A 16,363-nucleotide genomic window follows, 5' to 3' on the forward strand; every position below is an offset into this window, starting at 1 on the left:
CTGCGGTAAGCGGCTGGGTCGACCGTCGCAATGGAGCAAGCGGCAGCCTGCCGTGCGCGGGCTCCCGTCGGCGCGCAGCCAGCGCAGGAAGTCAGTCGGCCAGGCCGGATCGTTCACGGCCGGGCCGCGGACGAGGACGCAGAACCGCTCGACAGGGCAAGGGGTTCGGTCGATCTGCTGTCCTACCTGGAGCCACGCCCTCATCGATCTGCGGCCTCCACCCGTCAGCCTGACCTGCAACATCAGGTTGGAAAGGCTCATTCCTGGCACCAGGCGGACAGTTCGCCGCGTTCGGCTTCGAACGGGACCGCGTCATCGCATTCTTGCTGGCACGCCACCACCACACTGCTGCGGCGGACCTATTTCTACGGGGCTGGGATGCTGCTACTCCCAGCTCAGGCGCTCTGGCCCTGGGCGGGCCGCTGGAGTGGTCGCTGAGCGAACCTGTCCACCGCTCGTCGACGCGCTGCTGACCAGCCTGCCCACCGGTCGGCGACGAGATTCGGGTCACTTGAGATCGCCTGGCCGAACCGCTGTCGTCGGCGTTCCGTTCGTGTGATGACAACGCTGGGGACATTGAGGCGAAGGACGGCTGACATGGCCAACCGAATCATGCGGATTCTCACCGGTAGAGGGGTGCGTGCCGCCGCCGGCGCCACGCTGGTCGCCGACGGGCTGGTCGGTATCGACGTACCCGGCGGACGTAAGCGGGCCGGCATCTTCGGATCCCTCGTGATGCTGGCCGTCGGCATCGTGTTCATTTGGGTCGGCTGGTGGTGGCATGGCCAGCATCAGCCGTACGACGGCGGAACGTCAACGACCGCCACCGTAGCCAGGGTCACGACCTCTCGCGACAGCGATGGTCGGACGATGTACTCACGGGTTTTGACGTTCACCACCTCCGATGGCCGGCCGGTGGAGTTCACCGAGTCGGAACGGAGCACCAGGCGGCCGGCGATCGGTTCCTCCGCCACGGTGTCGTACCTGCCACAGGATCCCGAATCGGCGCGGATCATTCCGGAGACAGACTGGCTCCCGTACGGGGTCATCGCCATGGGCGCGCTGGCGGCGCTGATCGGGGTGGTGATCTTCCTCGTACGCCTGGTTAGCATCGTCGCCGGCATCTACCTGCTCACCGCGGGCCGGCGCCGCCAATGACGGCTCGACCATGGTGTACGGGCTACCGCCTTGCCGGCTCGCGGGTGCGGGGAGAGGGCGGGGCAAGCTCGCCGACCGGGTGGATGCAGATGGTCCCGCGCGTCCGGCTCAAGGTCGAGCGCTCGGCGTAGCCCCGTCGAGGACGTCCGCCACAGCATACTCGCCGGTGGCGGGCACCCGCCGGTCTGCACGTCGATCAGTGCCGCCGTGAACTCGTCAGCACCGTGCTGATGTTCTTGATCGACAAAGTGAGTTCTTGTTGACCAGCACGATCTCAATGCCGGGTCGCCGTCGGGTAGGCAGAGCCGATCACGGGATGGCCCCTGTAGCGGGCCTTGGTGGTGGTCCCGCTGTTGCGATCACCGACTGAACGGATGCGCCATCCGCCGCCGTCGGGGATGTTGCCCAGCTTACGGTCTGACTGCTCGCTTCCAAGTTCCGCGACCTCGGGCGACTGTCCGCGCGAGGCCCCGGCCGCTGTCGTCGTCCGGGCCTGTTGCTGTCAGCACTGCTGTCAGCGTTGCTGTCGGGTTGACCCGGACGGCGAGGGTGCCTCATCTGGGTGCTTCCGCTCGCGTATCTTGTCCCACGCCGCGACCCCGGCCAGGACGATGGCTGCGGCACTAGTGGCGATCAGCGGCGGCAGGCGGACCATCACCGGCGCCAAAGCGGCCAGCGCGAGAAGTCCGATGATCCGGGAGGCGGACACCCGGGCGAACACCTCGTAATCGAGGCGGGACCGCCCCGCCAGGAAGAGCGCGGGCCCACCCAGGATGACCGCGGGCCACAGCGGATCCTCGTGTCCGACCGGATGGTGGATGACCAGTGCTTGGCCGACGCCGGTGGCAAGGATGCCGGTCACGATGACCAGGTGGGTGTGGAACGCAGACCGACCGAGGCGGGCTGGGCTGGGGACGGCCTCGACGGCGGCGGGCAACACCGTCCCAGCGCGGTGGAAGTAGATTCGCCACATCAGCATCGTGGTGGCGAACGACACGACGCTCGGCGCCACCCGATCGGGGGTGAACTCGCCGGCGAACGTCAGTCCCGTGAGCAGGATCGTCTCGCCAAGCGTGATGACGATGAACTGCTGATAACGCTCGGCGAGGCGCTCGCCGGCAAGCCGCCAGTCGTCGATACGGGAGCGGCCAACTCCCGGAACGGGCCAGCCGAATTGAAGTCCCGTGTAGTCCAGCGCCAACGCCAGCGTCCACAGGACCCCGCGCGCGGGACTCTGCGGGAAGAAAACCGCACCGGTGATCCAGGGTATGGCGGATACCGCTGCCCAGCAGAGTATCCGCGCGCAGCGGTGCCGTTCAAGGTCGTACCGGCCGAGCAGGAGGATGAGGGGCTTGCCAAGTTGGACGGCGACGTAGGTGACCGCGAAGACCACGCCCCGATCGCCGAACGCAAAGGGCAACGTAACCGCCATGATCATGCTGCCGAACATGACCAAGACGAGCGAGAGCCGGATCGCCGGTTTTCGCGGATCGTAGGAGCTGGTCAGGACCGCCGCGCGGACCCAGGAATACCAGAAGGCCAGCAGCAACAACGCCGTCTGACCGAGTTCTGGCAGAACGACCCGCCGATCTGTGGTGACGTCCACGATCAGCCGCTCCGAGATCCGGGTGAGCGCGAAGACATAAACCAGGTCGAGAAGGAGCTCCCCCTCGCGGCCACGGAGCAGACCACGCATGCCGCCGACGGTCATCTTCCGCCCCGTTTCCGTCCGCCTCGCGCCACTATTGACGCAGTCGTACCACGCCGGTCAGGGCCTCCGACGCGGATAGGCGGAACCCTAGGCGGCTGACTAATCCGCTGCTATACCACTCGGCGGGCCCCCGCCCGGCGCGCATGCCGCGCACAGCCAAGATCGACGACCCAGGTCACGCGAGTGAGGACTAGGCCTCAACCACCCAGTGGCTACCTATGGTCGATTAGGCGGTCCCGGGCAGGCGGAGGACCGAACAAGCAACCAACAGTGGCGGCAGTAGTGGCATGGCTTCTGGGCTGGCCGGTCGACGGAAGACTGAGGCCGGTGGAAGTCACGCGACGCAGCCCGTCAGCGGTGGTCAAAAGGCCACGGACGGGCTGCTACGGCGGAGCGAGCGATGTCGCGGTGCCCACGGTCGAACACGTCTACGTCCTCGCTAACAGGCTCGATGACACCCAGGTCTACCCGCACCTGCCGCCCATGCCTAAGGCGACGCGCGCCCCGCCGGACCGCCATCCACCCCAAGTTCAGAACCGGTGCGGGGTATTGATCCGCGACGCATTAACGCACTGATGCGCGGCGACTCCGGCTAGAACAAATCTTGGCCCAATTGCCGGTCTCGGGAGGTTCGGCAGGCGTGCGTAGTCATCTCGCCGCGGCGGTTGGCTGCCAGCTGGTCCGTTCATAGTAGACAAGGGCGATCAGGATGATGGCGACTAGAGCGAGGGCAGCGAGGGCGGGAAGGTGTCGGGCGACGGGCAGCATCGCGAGGATAGTGCCGGCCGCGAGTATCGGGGCCGGTGGGCTGTGCCGGACGGTGAGTCGAAGGAACAGTGCCCGACCAATGAGGAAGAGGGCAGGGCCGCCGAACAGAGCTGCGGCCGAGGTCCAGTCCAGCGGGGCCCCAACGGGCTGCTGGGGTGGGTGGTGGGCGATGTGGGTGAGGACCCCCTCGATGCCGGCGGCCAGGTAGATGATTCCGGCGATGAGCAAAAAGTGAGCCACGCTGTAGGCGACGCTGCTGATGCGAGTCCGGTCCAAAACGGGGATTCGCGCCAGGGCTTGTCCGGCAGGTGCGGCGGCGTTTTCGAAGTACAGCCACCACAGGGTCAGCGCCGTGGTCAGGGCGAGCAGCGCAGCGATCAGGACTGGCCAACGGCTGACCGCCGATCCGGCGCCGACGCCCACCGAGATCAGCGACTCACCCAGCGCAATGATTGTTATCAGGCCGTGCCGCTCGGCGAAATGACTGGGGCTGGGCAAGGGAGCGCGTGCGGCGAACACCGCGATGAGTAGGCCGCCGATGCAGTCGATGAGGAACGCCGCAGCCCACAACAGCGTCTGCGCGGCGCCGCCGAACACCGCGCCGAACAACAGCAGAATCAAGCCCACCGCGACCGGGATGACCCGCAAGCGCAGCGAAGCGCGTAGCCGCGCGTTACCGGCCGATATGTGCCAGACGAGAGCCAGATACACCGTCCGGACAACGACGTAGACGAGGGCCAGAGTCATGGGCGCGGCCAGTGACTGGCTGCCGTCCCGCCATGCCTGGGGGAGGACGAGAGCGGCGATGAACATTGCGGCCATCACAGCAGAGTTTCCGGCGCGGACCAGGCCCACGTCGGCACGGACCTGGTTGGCCAACCAAGCGTAGTTAGTGAACGGCCACCACAGCAGCAGTAGGAGCACAAGGCTGTGCGCCAGCGCGAGTGGCGTCGGCGTCTGTGCCGTGAACGTCGCCACCCGGATGAAGGCGAACACGAACACCAGGTCGAAAAACACCTCGAACGGCGTGGTCCGATGGGTTTCCTCGGTCGGCACCGGCGGCCCGGCGCGGAACTTGTGCCTCATAAGCCCATTTTGTCCGCCCAGAAGCGCAAGACGGCCTGCGGTCGGGTCCGCTGCCAGCAGCACCCGGTCGCCCGCCGTCAATCCACACCACTGGCGGACCACCGCTGGCAACCGCACCTGGCTCTCTTTGGTCACTCGAAACACCCCGCGAAATCGGGGTCGACGATGATCAGACCGCCGCTTCCCTGATGCCCAGCCTGAGGCCAGGAGCCCAGCCGAGAGCGGCCATCTCCGCCCGCTCAGCGACACGGCCATGCACATCAAGAGTCGCCAGCCCACACACCGCGCTGCCGTCACGAGGAGGAGCAAGCCGCGCCAGCGGCAGGGGCGGTCGCTTCATCGCGGCACGCGAGTCACCGCAGATCTTGAGCCTGCCTGACCGAACCACCGCCGGGATCACCGAATCGATCGGCCGGTCAGTCATGACCCCACCTCGCGCAACGACGAGGCCGCCACCAACGGCGGTAACAGAGAATGAAATCAGGCGGTCAAGCATCCTTGACCGCCTGTACGTCCAACGTCGCCGGTTGCTACGCGGGAGTGTCCGAGGGGCCACACGAACCATTGCCCCACCGCCGATGACCATCGGCAAGACTCTGAGACTCACGCAAGCGTAACCTCTTCAGGCTCGCCGAAGAAGGTCACCGAGCAGGTAGCCCTGTCCAGCGGGTTACCGGTGGGATTCGAATCCGGATGTGCTCCGCCTGCGCATGCAGGCTAGGGTGCACACTGTCCGGCTTCTCGGTGACCACCGGCCTCGGATCGGCCACCGACCCGTGCCGTCGACGCCGCTCGCGACCTCGCCTGTTGTCGGCTCGGCGAGGCCGCTTTCCGACAGACACTGTGCGTACGCCTCGCGAGGTTCTACAACGGACCCATGCCAGACAGTCAGACGGTCGATGCCTTCAAGTTCGTCGCCGTACGACCACCGCAACTGATCGGCCAACGTGAGGCGGCCCTCGGCCTGATCACCGACCAGCGCAGAGCCCTCGGCGGCGGCTCGCTCGCCAGCAACGACGATGGCGAGTTCTCGCGGCACCCTGACCCGCGGCTGGCCGCGCTGGCCGAAGCGGCCCGCGCACTGGCCGACCGCTTCGGCGCGCAGCCCGCTGGCGACCCGCTGGGCGACGCGGACGCGGAGCTGCGCGACGTGCTCGCCCTGGCCGACCGCGACGCCGGCGAGCTGGCCGGGACGGCCTGGGACGCCCTGTACCGGGCGTATCGTCAGGGGCCGACGGCCGGACCCGACCTGGAGACGCCAACAGCCGCGCTGCGGGCACTGCACTTCGCCGCACTGTGGCGCGCCGACGCGGCGACCACCGCCGCCGACGCGGTGACCGCGCTCGCCGCCACCCCGGTCGTGCCCGCGGAGCTCGCGGTCGTCGACGCGCCCGAGACCGAACGCTGGCGCGGCTCGGCCTCGGTGGCAGGGCACGTCGAGGTGTCCGACGGACCGGTCCGCGCGCTGCTGCGGGAGGTCGCGGCGACCCGCACGCTGCTGGACGCCGTACGGGCGAACGCCACGCCGATCCGCGAGCGGGTGCTGTCGGAGGAGCCGACCCAGCACGGCGACGTGTTCCGCAACCGGATCACGCTGGGGCGGGTGGTGAGCATGGCCCGGGTATTCGATGCCAACCTGCCCGAGGAGGCGCGGAGCGTCGCGGCCCGTCTACGGATCGGGGAGGCCACCGCGGTGCCGACGGCGACCGCGACCGCGCAGACCTACCTGACCACGCTGCTGCGGAGGGTGGACGCTCTGCGTGACGACCCGGCGCTGCGGCGCGAGTTCCGGGCGCTGTCGGGTTCGCTCGATCTGAACGACGTCGGCACCATCGTGCCGGGCCTGGACCTCCCTCCGATCTTCCATGCCGACCCCGACCCGGGCACCAGCCCCGACGTGGACGTCAGCGGCCGGATCCGGCCACTGGGCGTCGGCGACCTGAAGGTGGTCAAGCAGACCCTGCTCGGGTACGCCCCGGGAGAGGTCGCGCACGTCGAAAACGTGCTCAAGGGCGAGCACCGGGAGCGGGTGCACCGCACCCTGGACCGGGTCGAGACCACCTACTTCGAGTCGTCGGAGGAGGTGAACGAGACCGAGCGCGACCAGCAGTCCACCGATCGGTTCGAGCTGAAGAAGGAGGCGGACCGGACCGTCAAGGAGGACATGAGCGTGCAGGCCGGGGTCACGGTGACCGCCGCGTTCGGGCCGGTCGTCACCACCGCGCACGGCGACTTCGCCTACGCGACGTCCAAGCAGGAGTCGACGAAGAGCAGCTCGAACTTCGCGCGCGATGTGGTCGACCGCTCCGTCACGAAGATTCAGAAGAAGGTGAAGACCGAGCGCACCACCAGAACCTTCCACGAGGTCGAGGAGACCAACACCCACGGCGTCGACAACGCCCAAGGCGCCGCACACATCACCGGCGTCTACCGCTGGCTGGACAAGCGCTACCGGGCACAGGTCTACAACTACGGCCGGCGGCTGATGCTGGAGTTCATCGTGCCGCAGCCGGCGGCCTACTGGCTCGCCTCGCAGCTGCGGCCGAAGACCGTCGTGGGCGCCGAGCCGCCGATACCGTTCGTCAATGCCAAGAACAAGCCGCTGACCGCCGCCGACCTCGACGAGTCGAACTACCAGATGTTCGCCAGCCGCTACAACGCCCAGGGGATCACCACGCCGCCGCCGGAATGGACGTACGCAGCGACGTCGTTCGAGCAGAGTGGCGTCGACAACGGCAAGACCGTGTCGAAGATGCTCAAGGACCTGGTCGTGCCGAACGGCTACACGATGATCTACTACATCGCCAACGTGTCGCTGATCTACGTGGTCGGCGGGCCCCGGTTCTCGATCCAAATCGGTGACGACGCCGCCGAGCTCGTCACCAGCACCGCGGTCAAGCAGGGCGGAGTGCACACCCTGGGGTGGGCGCAGTCCCCGGAGACCTTCGACAACCCGACAGGGCCCATGGCGGTCAGCTGCATCGGGTATGACATCAACGCGTACTCGGTCAACGTCGGCATCAACTGCTACCGGGACGACGCGTACCTGCAGGACTGGCAGAACAAGACCTTCGAGAAGATCAGCACGGCCTACCTGGCCATGAAGACGGCGTACGACCAGAAGGTAGCCCAGGCCGGCGCGCAGGAGGGGGCCGTGGTGATCCAGGGCCGAAACCCGGCCACCAATCGGGAGATCGAGCGCACCGAGCTGAAGAAGCTGTGTGTCACCATGATGACTGGCAGCCACCTCAGCGACTACAACGCGATGACGGACCCGGCGGACGCCCCGGCGAAGCTGCCCGAGGTCGACGTGCACGAGGCGATGGCGGAGGGCCCGGTCATCCAGTTCTTCGAACAGGCCTTCGACTGGCCGCAGATGACCTACCTGTTCTATCCGTACTTCTGGGGCCGCAAGACGAAGTGGACCGAGGCCAGCAACCGCTCCGACATCGACCCGTTGTTCGCCCAGTTCAAGCAGGCGGGCGCGGCCAGGGTGGTGGTCCCGGTGTCGCCCGCGTACAACCTGGCGGTCGCGTACTTCCTGGCTCGCAGGAGCCCCCGGCTGGCCGACCGGGTCTGGCTCGGCGGCGAGCCGCCGACCATCGACGACCCGCTGTACAAGTCGATTGCCGACGAGGTGCGGGCGCAGACCGACGACCTGGCCGGCGCGCTGCCCGAGGGCAGCCCGTGGGAGTTCACCGTACCGACCACGCTGGTGTGGTTGCAGGAAGGCCCCGAACTGCCCGTCTACCCAGCCTGACTCGATGGCCATCGACCTGGGCCCCTACCGGCGAATGCTGACCTCGGCTCGCGCCGACTTCGAGGCCGGCATGACCGGCGGCAGGGCCAGCGCCTTCGAGTTGGCCGTGCTGCGCGGCGGGGTCGCCGTCATGGCCGAGGATCTCGCCCGGCGGCCTGACTCCCTTGCCGCGTACGAGCATCGCAAGGAGGGCGGCCTCTCCGGCCCGGAGCTGTGGAAGGTCACGGCACGGCGGCAGGCTGCAGCCCCGCTGCGCCGCCGTGAGCTGGCCCCGGAGGCCTTCACCGCCAAGAACAACGACTACCTGGCGCTGATGCGGATGCTGCGCGAACGCGCCACGATGCCCACGCACCTGGTCGTCGATCGCACCCGCAAGCGCGTACTGCTGGTACAGGAGCACGACCGGGCGCCGGCGATGCCAGGATCTCCGGTGCCTCCCACGCCTACTGTGCCCGACGCCCTCGACGACATCGCTGCGACCCTGGCCGCATGGGTGGCGGCACACCAGGGCGACGACGACTTTCTCACCCTGCCCGCGGCCGAGGGCATGAACCGGATGCTGGCACAGCGCCAGGACCTGCTGGTCACGCTGCGGATAGCCCAGCAGCGGCCCACCGACACCAATTCGTTCCCGCTGCCCGCCGAACACCGTCCGGCAGTGCTGGAGGTCGTCGAGTTCGGCGTCGCCTGCATCCCGGTCGTCGGCACCGCGGTAGCGATTTTCGAGGCGACCTTCGGGTACGACATCTTCGGCTACGAGCTGACCGAGGTCGACCGGTGCATCATCGCCGCGGGCGTCCTGCTGCCGTTCGCCTCGCGGTTCGTCAAGGGCGGCCGGGCGCTCTACACCGCGGCGCGGATGGAGCGGCTGTACGGGCGCGGCGCCGCACGGTGGAGCCTCGCCCTGGCTGCGGGTGAGAAGGTGAGCGAGGACATCACCGGGCGCCTCGCCATCTCCGAGGCCAGGGCCCTGATCGCGGCCGGAAAGAAGGTCGATTCCGCACTGGCGCTGAGGGCCGTCACCGCGCTGGAGAGGATGGGCGCCAAGCGGGGCAGCCCGCGGGGCATGTCCATCGCCACGTACGTCGCCGACTCGCTGAAAAAGCTTGTCAGTGGCACGGCACTGCTCAGCGAGCTGGACCATCTGGCGCTGATGCGGGTCATCGAGAAGGGCCCGAACATCAACCTGATGAAGGGCCAGCTGCTGGAGGAGTTCCTGGAGGCGCGGATCGCGGCGTGGCTGCGTGATCCCGCCGGGATGCGTGCCCTCGGCATCCACATCCCCGCGCCCCAGACGCTGGAGTTCATCCCCGGCCACATGATCCGCGACGCGTCGGGACGCCAGCTCACCGACGGCATCCTGGCCCACCGGCAGAACGGCGAGCTGATCATCGTCGCCATCTTCGAGGCCAAGGCGGGCAAGCACGCCGCGCGGGAGTTGAAGATCGCCTCCAGCAGCATCAGTTCTCTGTCGCAGGCCGAGCGCGCCGAGCTGCGCGCGTACGCCCGTGACGTGCTGCGCGCCCGCAACAACCGGGCCCGGCTGCGCGGCGAGAAGTTCCCCACCAGTGCCGAAGAGGTCGACGCGGCCCTGGACAGGATCGAGCGCGAGGTCGTGCTGAGCGAGGAGGGCGGGCAGGTCCGCCGCGACATCGAGCGGCTCGCGGCCAATCAGGACGGTACCGCGACGGTGATCCAGGTCGGTGAGGAGTTCCTGCCGGTGCGGGTCTCCCCGAAGCACACGAAGGTCTTCGGCGTACTGCCCAGGGATGTGCCGGTGGGAAACATGCAGGAGCAGCTCACGGGACTGGGCTACAACTTCGAGGTGCTCGGAATGAACGTGACGCAGAAGGAGCTGGTCGACCTGTCCAGCAGCCTGCGCATCCACGTGCCGCCGGAGCACCTGCTGGGCCCGGCTCCCCTGCTCCCCCGCGGCGTGCCCGGCCAGGCCGTTCCGGTGCCCGCCACCGGCCAGCCGAAGTAGCCGCGACAGCACCCGCGCTCGCCCGCTGCGCCTCGCGACTACTGCCCGTGGATGGCCCGGCGCTGGTCCCACGATGGGTGGTTATGTTCTCGGGGTCGTTGCTCACAACCAGAATCAAAGGCAGTCGCGCTGACCGCCTCCCGCGAGATCGAATATGAGTGTGAGCAGATTCGCGGAGATTGTTGATGCGCCAGAGGGCGGTTGGCGTCGCGGTCGCCGCCGCGGTGTAGGCGGTGGCGGTCGGTCCGTCCGGAGCTGCCAGGGATGGAGAGGCGACACCGTAGACGTACCACAGCTCGTACCCGAGCTACGATCAGCCGTGGCGGATCTCAACCCTGACCCGGACGTAGTCGTAGCGCTGGACGCCGCCTTTCCACGGCATCTCCGCGCAGAGGTACAGGGCGCGTTGGGCGTGCTGCCGCCAGCGAAATACCCGCCGGCGTGGCCCTTTCACGTGCTCGTAGCCGGCGAGCCTGTGGCGATCCCCTACCGCGTCTACCCGGACGAGCCGTCACCGGACGCGCAAGCAGCACTGTCGCCAATCCAGCGTGCGATCGTCGACTGCCTGTACACCCGGCACCACGACGGCCGGGTGCGGCAGAACCATCTGGAACGGGTCGTCGGCCTTACCGAGCCCTGGGTGGCGCCATTTGTGGTGCAGCTGATCGGCGAGTACGTGGACGAGATCCTGCTCGCCATTCAACGTGATCTCGCCCCACCGTTGACTACCCCTGACAGCTCGGCAGGCAGAGTCTACGGGCGATTCGCCGCCGAGAATCCGGCCTTCCTAGCGATCACAGGCCAGCGAGTGGCGAGTTACTGGAGTTGCTACTACCGGCAGCGCTACCCGGCGCTAACCGACTACCCCGGTCACGCCCTCATCGCGGCTTTGCGGATCGCGGCCCGCAGGTGCAGTACAGCAGTCAATGGAGTCTCACCCAGGTCCGGATAACGATGTGTCATGCAGGTCCCGAGACTGGACAGCCGCCGCGCTTCCCGGCGGGAAGCACCTACGACAACGCGTGGCGGATCTGTCGGACGAGACAGACATGGCGCTGCGGCCCGCGTCGGCGTCAGACCTCGCCGCCCCACACTGGAGGCGCTGCTCTTGGTCGCCGGCCCCGACGGAACACGGCATCAAGGGTGGACACCGAACCGGACAGGCGCGATGGGCGACGGACCATCGACGACCTCGTTGCCATCCTTCGGGCGGCGATCTAGTGCCTTGACCACGAACGTTCACGGGGTCGAGCGGACGGTAACCTCGGCGCGGTGACGGAGGACGACTTCATGATCAGGCTGAGCCGGGACGAAGTGTTGGTGCTCTCAGACTGGCTTCACCGGATGATGGGCACTGCCGATTTCGACGAGTTGGTCGATCGCGACCGCGCAGTTTGGTCCCCGCTGTATCGCATCTCCGGGACGCTGGAGACCTCGCTGGCGGAGGTGTTCAGGCCGGACTACCCCGTCCGGCTGCAGGAGGCGAGGAACCGGCTACTGGATGCGCTTGGCGAGGTGGGGCGGCCAACCGGCGACGTGTGACGCTCAGGCAGCACGCGTAGTCGGCTGCCGCCAGCCTCGTTGGCGTTCGCTGCGAATGCGGGCGCGCTCGCGGCGTTGGGCGGCCAGGACGTCGGGATGACGTGCGTTGGCGTTTCGCCAGCGCAGGTAGGCCTGCAGTTTACGGGTCAGGACGGTGTGGTTCGGGTGGTCGGAGCCGGCGATCACGAAGGTCGGCAGCGGGCCGAACTGCGCTTCGATGGGGTTCGCCCAGGACGCATACGTCGGGGTGAAGCACAGTTCGACCTTGTAATGAGCGGCCCACGCCCGGATCTTGAGGCCCTTGTGCGCGGAGAGGTTGTCGAGGATGACGTAGATCGGCGCTCCGTCCGGACGCACAGCTCGGATCGATTTGAGCGCGGCCAGGGTGTTCGCGGCGCTCTTGCGACGCCTGACGACGCCCCAGAGTTGGTCGTCCCGACGCTGTAGCAGCCGTGGATTTGCTGGACGCCGTGCAGCTTGTGGTAGTTCGCTGGCAGCCGCTGCGGATGCCCGGACGGCGCCCACCCGGCACCGGCCTGCGGACCGATGACCAGTGGCCCGAACTCGTCGAAGGCGAACACCCGCTGCGGGAAATGCGCGGTGACGTACTCGGTGTGCGCGCCAGCTTGGCATTCCCGGTCGGGGTCGGTGGACTCCTTACACGTCTTCGTCCGCTGAAAGGTGATCTTGTGCTGGTGCAGGATCTGCCGCAGACGTTCCCGCCCGATCCGAACTCGGCGGGTGGCATGGGCGGTGAGGTAGTCGGCGAGCTTGCGCACGCTGGGGGCCCGCGTCCACCCGGTGCACCGCGCCAGGGATCAGCCGCGCGCCCTGATCACCTCGTAGAGCGCCGTCCAGTTCCTGGTGCCGTACCCGGCGGCGATCGCCCGGTCGTAGTGGGACTTGACCGCCTCCGGCAGCCGTAGGTCCACATTCGCCTTCGCGCTGGTGCGGACGATGTGGTCCGCGGTGGCTCCCATCATGAGGGCGGTGCTGAGGTGGCCGGGATGGTCACCGGTCTCCAACTGGCGCGCCAGCTCCGCTCCGTCGCCGATCATCGCCGGGATGTCGGTGAGGGTGCCGAGCGCACCCGGCAGGAAGTCGGCCGCCGGCACACCTGCCGCGGTGACGAGTGCCGTCGCGTGCAGGAGGCTCGACAGCGCGGTGAGGAACACGTCGAGGTGGGCCTGGTAGAACAGTTGCGCCAGGCCCGGATCCTCCCCCAGGTACCTCGGCTCTCCGATCGCTCTGAGCACCGGTTCGTGCGGCGCGAAGGCGTCGCCGGGTCCGCTGTAGAACACGTACGCCCCTGGCTGCCCGACCGCGGGGGCCGGCACCATCACGCCACCGGTGACGAAGCCCGCGCCGTGCCGCGCCGCCCACGCGGCCGCCTCCCGGGACGCGTCGGGTGTGTCGGAGCTCAGGTTCACCAGGACCCGGCCGGCGAGGACACCGCGAAGCCGGTCGTCGTCGGCCACCGGGCCGAGGATGTCGTACATCGCCCGGTAGTCGGTGAGGCTGAGGATGGTCAGGCCGCCGGCGGCGAGGGCGTCGGCGGGGGTCGCCGCCGGCGTGGCCCCGGCGGTGACGAGTTCCTCCGCGCGACCGGGCGTCCGGTTCCACACGGTCACGGGGTGCCCGGCCCCGATCAGGGCGGTGGCCATGGCCCGACCCATCGGGCCCAGGCCGATCACGGTGACGGCCGGCTTCATCGGGTCCTCCTGATCTCCTCGAAGATGCGGGCGGTGCCGTGCTCGCCGTGCCCGGCGGCGATCTGGCGTACGACGAGGTCGTGCACCGGCGCGAGCACCGCCGGGTCGACGCCCTGCTCGGCGGTCGCCCGCAGCAGCGTGGCCAGGGCGGTCTCGGTGAACCGCAAACTCTGCTGGCCCTCGCCGGTGTAGTCCTCGGCGTCGACCGTCGCGGCGAAGCCGGCCAGCTGACCGGCCATCGCGGCGAGGAACGGCGCCTGCCGCGTCACGAACTCGGTCGCCGGCACGCCCGCCGCGTGGACCATCGCCGCGCCGTGCAGGAAGCCGGCGAACATGGTGTACATGCCGGCGAGCATCGCCATGTCCTGCAGGGACGCCATGCCCGCGTCCGCCCCGACGAAGCTGCTGTCACCCCACACGTCACGCAGCGCCCGGTGCTCGTCGAAGGCCGCGCCCGATCCGCTGTAGAGGATCGCGGCGCCCGGAGCGCCGATCATCTCCGGGACGGCCATGATCGCGCCGTCGAGGTAGGTGACGCCGTGCGCGGCCGCCCAGGCGGCGAGCGACCGCGACTCGGCGGGCGTCGTGGTGGTCAGGTTGATTACGGTACGCCCGGACAGTTCGGCGGTGACCGGGTCGAGCACGCCGCGCACCGACTCGTGGTCGAACAGGCAGACGACGATCACCGGGGCCGCGGTGACCGCGTCCGCCACGGTCGGGGCGACGGTGGCCCCGCGCGCGCCGAGCGCCTGTGCCCGGTGCGGGGTGCGGTTCCAGACGACGGCCGGTCGGCCGGCGTCGAGGGCCGCCGCGGCGAGCGCGCTGCCCATCGCGCCGAGTCCCAGGAAGGTGGTGCTGGTGGTCATCCGATTGGTTCCTCGCTCTGCTGGTGATGTGACGGGCGCGCCACCCACCATGGTTCGCGAGTACATTCCTTTGGACAAGTACTCACTAAATTGTTCAATACTTACCTTTTGGTAAGTGAGGTAGGACGACGGGAGGGTGTGGTGACGACCCGGAGCAGACGCGGCCCCTACATCTGCGGCATCGACGCCGCGATGGACGTGGTGTCCGGAAAGTGGAAGTCGCTGATCCTGTGGGAGCTGGACACCCACGGCACCCGCCGGTTCGGGGAGCTGCGGCGTGCCCTCACCGGCGTCAGCGAGAAGATGCTCATCCAGCATCTGCGTGAGATGGAGGAGGACGGGCTGATCCACCGGGAGGTGCACCGGGAGGTCCCGCCCAGGGTGGATTACTCACTGACCGAGCACGGTCGGTCCCTCAACGAGGCCCTCCGCCCGCTCGGCGAGTGGGGGCAGCGGCGCCGCGAACGCCTCGGCGTCGAGGACGCCCTCGCGTCCGCCTGACGCCGCCGCGGCGCGCCGGCGCTCACCTCGCGGGCGCCGGCGCGCGTTCGTCGGCCAGCAGGTCGAGCAGGAGCGCGGCGGTCCAGCCGAACGCGGGTGACCGGAGCCCGGCCCCGGTGTCCGGGTGGAAGTACTCGTGGCAGCCGGCGGTGGCCACCAGCTCCACCATCGCCTGGCCCAGCCCCGCCGCGAGGTCCGCCCGGCCGTGTGTGAGCAGGCCCCGGCGCACCAGCCAGTTACAGTCATGGCCTGGCGGCTACCGGGGCATACCGCACCAATCCCCCCGGCGGGGGAAGAGGGTGGCTCGGTGGAGGGATTCGCTCGCATCGGCGCGCGCTGATGCTGGACCACATCAGCCGACGGGATGGTCAGAAGGAGCGACATGTTCAGGTCAGGTTTGCGTGCGATGGCGTTGGCGACGGTTGCGGCAGCGGGGGTGGCGGCGTCGCCCTCCGTCGCGCAGGCCCAGCAATCCGAGGCGATGAGCGTCGTTGCCGGGTGGTCGGTCGTCGCCGGGTTGGGACACTTCGTGTACGACGAGCCCGGCGTGGAGGGGCACCGGATCTGGTTCGGCGTCCAGGCGGTGACGGCCGCCGACGGGTCGACGCGCGGCCATTTCTTGTACCGGCACGAGTTGCCGGACGGCACGCTGGTTGGGCAGGGACGAGCCGACGTGACGTGTCTGAAGGTCACCGGGAACGTCGCGGTGTTCACCGCGATCGTCCCTGAGGGCCAAGGCAACGTGAAGAACCATGGCTACTACGTGAAGATCATCGACGGTGGCAGCGAGCCGGACCAGATCGTTGACGCTCAGGCGCAGAACGGGACGGAACGGCCGCCCACCCGCTGCCTCGACCCCGAGACGGACCTCCCCCCGGGATCCCCCCAGCGACCCCGGTACCCGGTTCTCATTGGCGGATACGCCGTCCATGGCTGAGTAGAGCCGAGCTGGCACCGACGTTTCCGACGCACGTCACCAGGCGGCCGAAACACGATGTGGCGTTGGTTCACGCTGCCCGCACGTGTCTCGGTTGTCACTTGGTGTCGCGGACCTGCACCACCCGCTCGTCCGTCACCCCGGCGAGGCGGGCCAGTTCCGCCGGCCCCATGCTCGCCGACAGGTCCCGGATCGCCTCGTCCCGCGCCCGGACCAGCGCCGACCGGCGGGCGGCCAGCTCCCGCGCCTCCGCCGCGAGCCGGGCCACCAGGTCCGGGTCCGCCTCCGACTTGGGCGCCTCTCACACGGGTTCCTGACTGGTCGACACCGGGGGCAGA

13 protein-coding genes and 1 pseudogene are annotated in these 16,363 nt (G+C 68.7%); 7 read left to right on the forward strand and 7 right to left on the reverse strand.

Features of this window, described 5'->3' with window-relative positions; translation table 11 throughout:
• Window positions 1-597: 597 nt before the first annotated feature.
• The gene (locus D7193_RS12020) at window positions 598-1,158 is read left to right on the forward strand and encodes a DUF3592 domain-containing protein (RefSeq protein WP_158674804.1); all 561 of its coding nucleotides are present in this window, start codon (window positions 598-600) and stop codon (window positions 1,156-1,158) included.
• A 514-nt stretch (window positions 1,159-1,672) separates the two neighbouring features.
• Here the strand turns inward: D7193_RS12020 and D7193_RS12025 are convergent.
• Both D7193_RS12025 and D7193_RS12030 read right to left on the reverse strand, forming a co-directional pair.
• Window positions 1,673-2,854: a low temperature requirement protein A gene (locus D7193_RS12025; protein ID WP_241562953.1), complete on the reverse strand. Its 1,182-nt coding sequence runs from the start codon at window positions 2,852-2,854 to the stop codon at window positions 1,673-1,675.
• 663 nt (window positions 2,855-3,517) lie between these two features.
• Window positions 3,518-4,858 (reverse strand): low temperature requirement protein A, encoded by a 1,341-nt coding sequence (locus D7193_RS12030; RefSeq protein ID WP_147434377.1) that lies wholly within the window; start codon window positions 4,856-4,858, stop codon window positions 3,518-3,520.
• 742 nt (window positions 4,859-5,600) lie between these two features.
• Here D7193_RS12030 and D7193_RS12035 point away from each other — a divergent pair.
• The 4 genes from D7193_RS12035 (at window position 5,601) to D7193_RS12055 (ending at window position 12,009) form a co-directional block, all read left to right on the forward strand.
• Complete coding sequence (locus tag D7193_RS12035) at window positions 5,601-8,483, forward strand: hypothetical protein (protein ID WP_120779577.1); 2,883 nt, start codon at window positions 5,601-5,603, stop codon at window positions 8,481-8,483.
• Window positions 8,484-8,487: 4 nt separating this feature from the next.
• Window positions 8,488-10,467: a pre-toxin TG domain-containing protein gene (locus D7193_RS12040; RefSeq protein WP_120779578.1), complete on the forward strand. Its 1,980-nt coding sequence runs from the start codon at window positions 8,488-8,490 to the stop codon at window positions 10,465-10,467.
• Window positions 10,468-10,786: 319 nt separating this feature from the next.
• Complete coding sequence (locus tag D7193_RS12050; protein WP_120779580.1) at window positions 10,787-11,419, forward strand: hypothetical protein; 633 nt, start codon at window positions 10,787-10,789, stop codon at window positions 11,417-11,419.
• Between the two features lie 320 nt (window positions 11,420-11,739).
• On the forward strand, window positions 11,740-12,009 hold the full coding sequence (locus tag D7193_RS12055) for a hypothetical protein (RefSeq protein ID WP_120779581.1): 270 nt from the start codon (window positions 11,740-11,742) through the stop codon (window positions 12,007-12,009).
• A 3-nt stretch (window positions 12,010-12,012) separates the two neighbouring features.
• Here D7193_RS12055 and D7193_RS12060 read toward each other — a convergent pair.
• The 3 genes and pseudogenes from D7193_RS12060 to D7193_RS12070 all read right to left on the reverse strand — a co-directional run.
• Window positions 12,013-12,791: pseudogene (locus tag D7193_RS12060) on the reverse strand (IS630 family transposase); the annotation flags it as partial.
• Between the two features lie 36 nt (window positions 12,792-12,827).
• Complete coding sequence (locus D7193_RS12065; RefSeq protein WP_120779582.1) at window positions 12,828-13,721, reverse strand: NAD(P)-dependent oxidoreductase; 894 nt, start codon at window positions 13,719-13,721, stop codon at window positions 12,828-12,830.
• Window positions 13,718-14,587, reverse strand: a complete 870-nt coding sequence (locus tag D7193_RS12070; RefSeq protein WP_120779583.1) for an NAD(P)-dependent oxidoreductase — start codon at window positions 14,585-14,587, stop codon at window positions 13,718-13,720. Before D7193_RS12070 ends, D7193_RS12065 begins: the two co-directional genes overlap by 4 nt.
• A 141-nt stretch (window positions 14,588-14,728) precedes the next feature.
• On the opposite strand from D7193_RS12070, the gene D7193_RS12075 reads away from it, so the two are divergent.
• A complete protein-coding gene (locus D7193_RS12075; protein WP_120780356.1) occupies window positions 14,729-15,088 on the forward strand; it encodes a winged helix-turn-helix transcriptional regulator in 360 nt (119 codons plus the stop codon).
• Window positions 15,089-15,110: 22 nt separating this feature from the next.
• On the opposite strand, the gene D7193_RS12080 is transcribed toward D7193_RS12075, so the two are convergent.
• Complete coding sequence (locus D7193_RS12080) at window positions 15,111-15,317, reverse strand: MGH1-like glycoside hydrolase domain-containing protein (protein ID WP_241562954.1); 207 nt, start codon at window positions 15,315-15,317, stop codon at window positions 15,111-15,113.
• Window positions 15,318-15,470: 153 nt separating this feature from the next.
• Here D7193_RS12080 and D7193_RS12085 point away from each other — a divergent pair, with 153 nt between their 5' ends.
• A complete protein-coding gene (locus D7193_RS12085) occupies window positions 15,471-16,025 on the forward strand; it encodes a hypothetical protein (protein WP_120779584.1) in 555 nt (184 codons plus the stop codon).
• 97 nt (window positions 16,026-16,122) lie between these two features.
• On the opposite strand, the gene D7193_RS33435 is transcribed toward D7193_RS12085, so the two are convergent.
• A complete protein-coding gene (locus D7193_RS33435) occupies window positions 16,123-16,293 on the reverse strand; it encodes a hypothetical protein (protein ID WP_158674805.1) in 171 nt (56 codons plus the stop codon).
• Window positions 16,294-16,363 lie beyond the last annotated feature (70 nt).

It is taken from the genome of Micromonospora costi (genome assembly GCF_003626655.1).
GTDB classification, from domain to species: Bacteria; Actinomycetota; Actinomycetes; order Mycobacteriales; family Micromonosporaceae; genus Micromonospora; species Micromonospora costi.

Bases quoted from the DNA above. Each gene is read 5' to 3' on its own strand.
- D7193_RS12070 (WP_120779583.1), bottom strand. From the start codon at position 14,587: ATGACCACCAGCACCACCTTCCTGGGACTCGGCGCGATGGGCAGCGCG.
- D7193_RS12065 (WP_120779582.1), bottom strand. From the start codon at position 13,721: ATGAAGCCGGCCGTCACCGTGATCGGCCTGGGCCCGATGGGTCGGGCC.
- D7193_RS12025 (WP_241562953.1), bottom strand. From the start codon at position 2,854: ATGCGTGGTCTGCTCCGTGGCCGCGAGGGGGAGCTCCTTCTCGACCTG.
- D7193_RS12085 (WP_120779584.1), top strand. From the start codon at position 15,471: ATGTTCAGGTCAGGTTTGCGTGCGATGGCGTTGGCGACGGTTGCGGCA.
- D7193_RS12040 (WP_120779578.1), top strand. From the start codon at position 8,488: ATGGCCATCGACCTGGGCCCCTACCGGCGAATGCTGACCTCGGCTCGC.
- D7193_RS12020 (WP_158674804.1), top strand. From the start codon at position 598: ATGGCCAACCGAATCATGCGGATTCTCACCGGTAGAGGGGTGCGTGCC.
- D7193_RS12035 (WP_120779577.1), top strand. From the start codon at position 5,601: ATGCCAGACAGTCAGACGGTCGATGCCTTCAAGTTCGTCGCCGTACGA.